This window comes from Protofrankia sp. Cj5 (genome assembly GCF_917627405.1).
In the GTDB taxonomy this organism is placed as follows: Bacteria; Actinomycetota; Actinomycetes; order Frankiales; family Frankiaceae; genus Protofrankia.
Genome location: NZ_CAKJTO010000089.1, coordinates 1 through 2,505, shown reverse-complemented (window position 1 = coordinate 2,505; position 2,505 = coordinate 1). Strand labels below are relative to the sequence as shown.

General features: G+C 66.1%; 4 protein-coding genes. 1 reads left to right on the top strand and 3 read right to left on the bottom strand.

What is annotated here, in order from left to right:
- A partial coding sequence (locus MJ777_RS17460; RefSeq protein ID WP_239377181.1) for a MaoC family dehydratase occupies positions 1 to 295 on the top strand: 295 nt, incomplete at its 5' end.
- A 301-nt stretch (positions 296 to 596) separates the two neighbouring features.
- Here the strand turns inward: MJ777_RS17460 and MJ777_RS17455 are convergent.
- The 3 genes from MJ777_RS17455 to MJ777_RS17445 are packed head-to-tail and all read right to left on the bottom strand — an operon-like array spanning position 597 to position 2,465.
- Positions 597 to 1,247 carry a hypothetical protein gene (locus tag MJ777_RS17455; protein WP_239377180.1) on the bottom strand — a complete coding sequence of 217 codons (651 nt, stop codon included), beginning with the start codon at positions 1,245 to 1,247 and terminating at the stop codon, positions 597 to 599.
- Positions 1,244 to 2,092 carry an ImmA/IrrE family metallo-endopeptidase gene (locus tag MJ777_RS17450; RefSeq protein WP_239377179.1) on the bottom strand — a complete coding sequence of 283 codons (849 nt, stop codon included), beginning with the start codon at positions 2,090 to 2,092 and terminating at the stop codon, positions 1,244 to 1,246. Before MJ777_RS17450 ends, MJ777_RS17455 begins: the two co-directional genes overlap by 4 nt.
- A 25-nt stretch (positions 2,093 to 2,117) precedes the next feature.
- Positions 2,118 to 2,465 (bottom strand): helix-turn-helix domain-containing protein, encoded by a 348-nt coding sequence (locus tag MJ777_RS17445; protein ID WP_370652752.1) that lies wholly within the window; start codon positions 2,463 to 2,465, stop codon positions 2,118 to 2,120.
- Positions 2,466 to 2,505: the final 40 nt, after the last annotated feature.

The following is a 2,505-nucleotide window of genomic DNA, read 5'->3' as shown; positions in this document are numbered from 1 at the left end:
TATGTCCGTGGCGGACGTCTCCGGCAAGGCCATCGCCAACCTCGAGGTCGAGTCACTCAAGCACGTCAAGCCCGTGTTCCACGGTGACACGATCTACGGCGAGTCCGAGGTGCTCGACAAGATCGAATCGAAGAGCAAGGACGACCGGGGCATCGTGCAGGTCGAGACCCGCGGCTACAACCAGGACGGCACCCTGGTCTGCATCTACCGCCGCAAGGTGATGGTGCCCAAACGCTCCTACGGCGAGGCCCGCGGCGGCGAGCAGCCCGGCCGTCCCGTGCCCAGCGGCACCTGATCTTGTCGTTCGGAGCGACCGGCAATAGGGGACGCGGCGTCGCGGGGCTGGGGCACGTACCTCGCGTCATCGCTCCCCGTCCATCGCTTCGCGAGGCACGGGTACCCTGGCTCGCCGGTCGTCACCCAACACCTCCAGTGACTCCCTCCACCGCCTCGCGGTGCACGCACCCCAGCCCCGCTCCTTGATCCACACCCCTATTGCCGGGCGCTCTAAGAACAGGTTTACGTAGGGATTGGAGAGACCGAGAGCGACTACTGAGCCTGTGACCGCACGCAGGCGGCTGGGTGCTGGGAACTGTTCAGGTACCAGGCCCGTCGACCTCCGGTTCGGTGGGATGCTTCCAGACACCTGGGCTGAGCAGTCTGGTGTTCTCGATCGGCGGTAGGCCGTCGTCACCGGCACGGAGTCGGCTGTAGAGAGAGCGCATCGCGGCGCGGTCGGGAAGATGCGCTCCGCCTGCCGCACGTTCCAGAACAGTCAGCGTGTTTACCAGCCTCAATCCGCCTACAGGTCTCCCCTGCATCCGTAGCCGTTCTAGCCGCCTCCGTTCGGCGGTGGCGATCGCGGCGCCCGCGCCGTCGTCGATGAGCACGGTGACCATCGCCCCGGTTTCGGCCGCGACGACGGCATGCGCGATGACCATCGTCTCGCCCAGATCCCTGCTCTCCTTCATGCGCTCGTGCATGGGAAGCCGGCTGATCCGAGAAACAACAACCGCGAGCTCCGGGGTGACGTCGTCGGGGAGTATCTCGATCCAGATCGGCGTCAGCTTGTTCCAGACCGCCTCGGCCGCGCGGAACCGGAGGTCGGAACGAGCCTTGCGGAGCACTTCGGCAGCGACGCTCTCCGGGGTGCTGAGCGGGCCGAGAACACTGATGAGTAGCCGCTCTTTGTTGACGGCGAGAAAGTTGAGGGCGGGTCCGGCGTCAATGACCGGCCGTGCGGTCACCGTGTGGAGGCCGGGGAAGACTCACCAGCCGCATCGTCGAGACCGTTCAGATCGATGTCGACGTCCGGCAGGTCGGCGCTGTCAGTCCACGCCTGAGGCGGCTCCCCGGCTTCGATACCTGCCTCGCGTAGCTCTGCGGCCACAGTCACGACGTCAACACCACGGAGCGTGGCCAGAGCCTGCGCGGAGACAACGTGTTCCAGATAGCCGTCGATCGCACGGGCAAGGAGCCGCTGCGGAGCCCGGCGCCGGTCGGACTCGGCCTGCAGGACGCGGTACTGGTCGATCCAGCCGAACCGCGTCGCCAGCCACGGCGTGGCGACAGCTCGCCACGCCGCTTTCACGGCTTCCGTGATGTATCCAGCCTGCTCCAAGGCGATCGCGGCGATCGGCGGGGATACCAGGAACCGTTGCGTCACCTGCGAAAGCAACGCAAGGTCCATGTCTTCAGGGCCACAGTCGCCAAGGAACCCGCGCAGCCCCTCCGTCGGTATGAGCAGGTGTCGGGCGAAGGCATCCGCTCGTACCTCCTCCGGCCGACGCTCGCTCCATGTTCCTTCCGCCACGTATGACCAGTCCTCGAACAGGACATGCGCCAGTTCGTGGGCAAGAGTGCTGCGCTGCCGCATGGGTCGGCCGGTACGCGCCACGCCGATGAACACCGCGTTCCGGAGCGGATCGCGCACCGTGAGCCCGTGCTCGTCCGGGCCTGCGTCGAGCACGGCCACGTCGATCCCGGTGGTCTGCTCAACGAGTGACACGAGATCACCCAAGGCCTGTACCCCCAGGCGGTGGTCGCGACGGAACCGCGCCGCCGCGATCCTCCCGTCCGACTCGGCGCTCACTGGTACACCGTCCTCATGCCGGAACTCACGCCACCACTGGGAACGGCGGGATGCCCTGGTCATCCAGATAGGCGTCCAGATCCAGGTAGTGCAACAGCTCCCGGCGCATCGCGGCCATCTCGGCGTCGTTCGTGGCGCGAGCCGCATACTGGGCACGCTCAGCCACCGATCCGACACCAGTCAGTTCCGCCACTGAGTGGCCGGTTGCGCTCGCGATTGCGATGATCTCCGTCATCTTGGCTGCCCGATCACCAGCAACGATCCGGGACAGCGTCGGCTGCGAGATGCCCGTGACCTGAGCCAAGGCCCGTTGGGTCAGCTGGGCGGCACTCATGGCGTGCCTGATCCGTTCGCCCACACCGATCGAGTCCATACCACCACCCTCTTGAATCAAATCAAGAATACTCGATTCA

What these genes read in the sequence shown, in the direction of transcription:
- MJ777_RS17445 (WP_370652752.1), bottom strand. Translation starts at nt 2,465, where the DNA reads ATGGACTCGATCGGTGTGGGCGAACGGATCAGGCACGCCATGAGTGCC.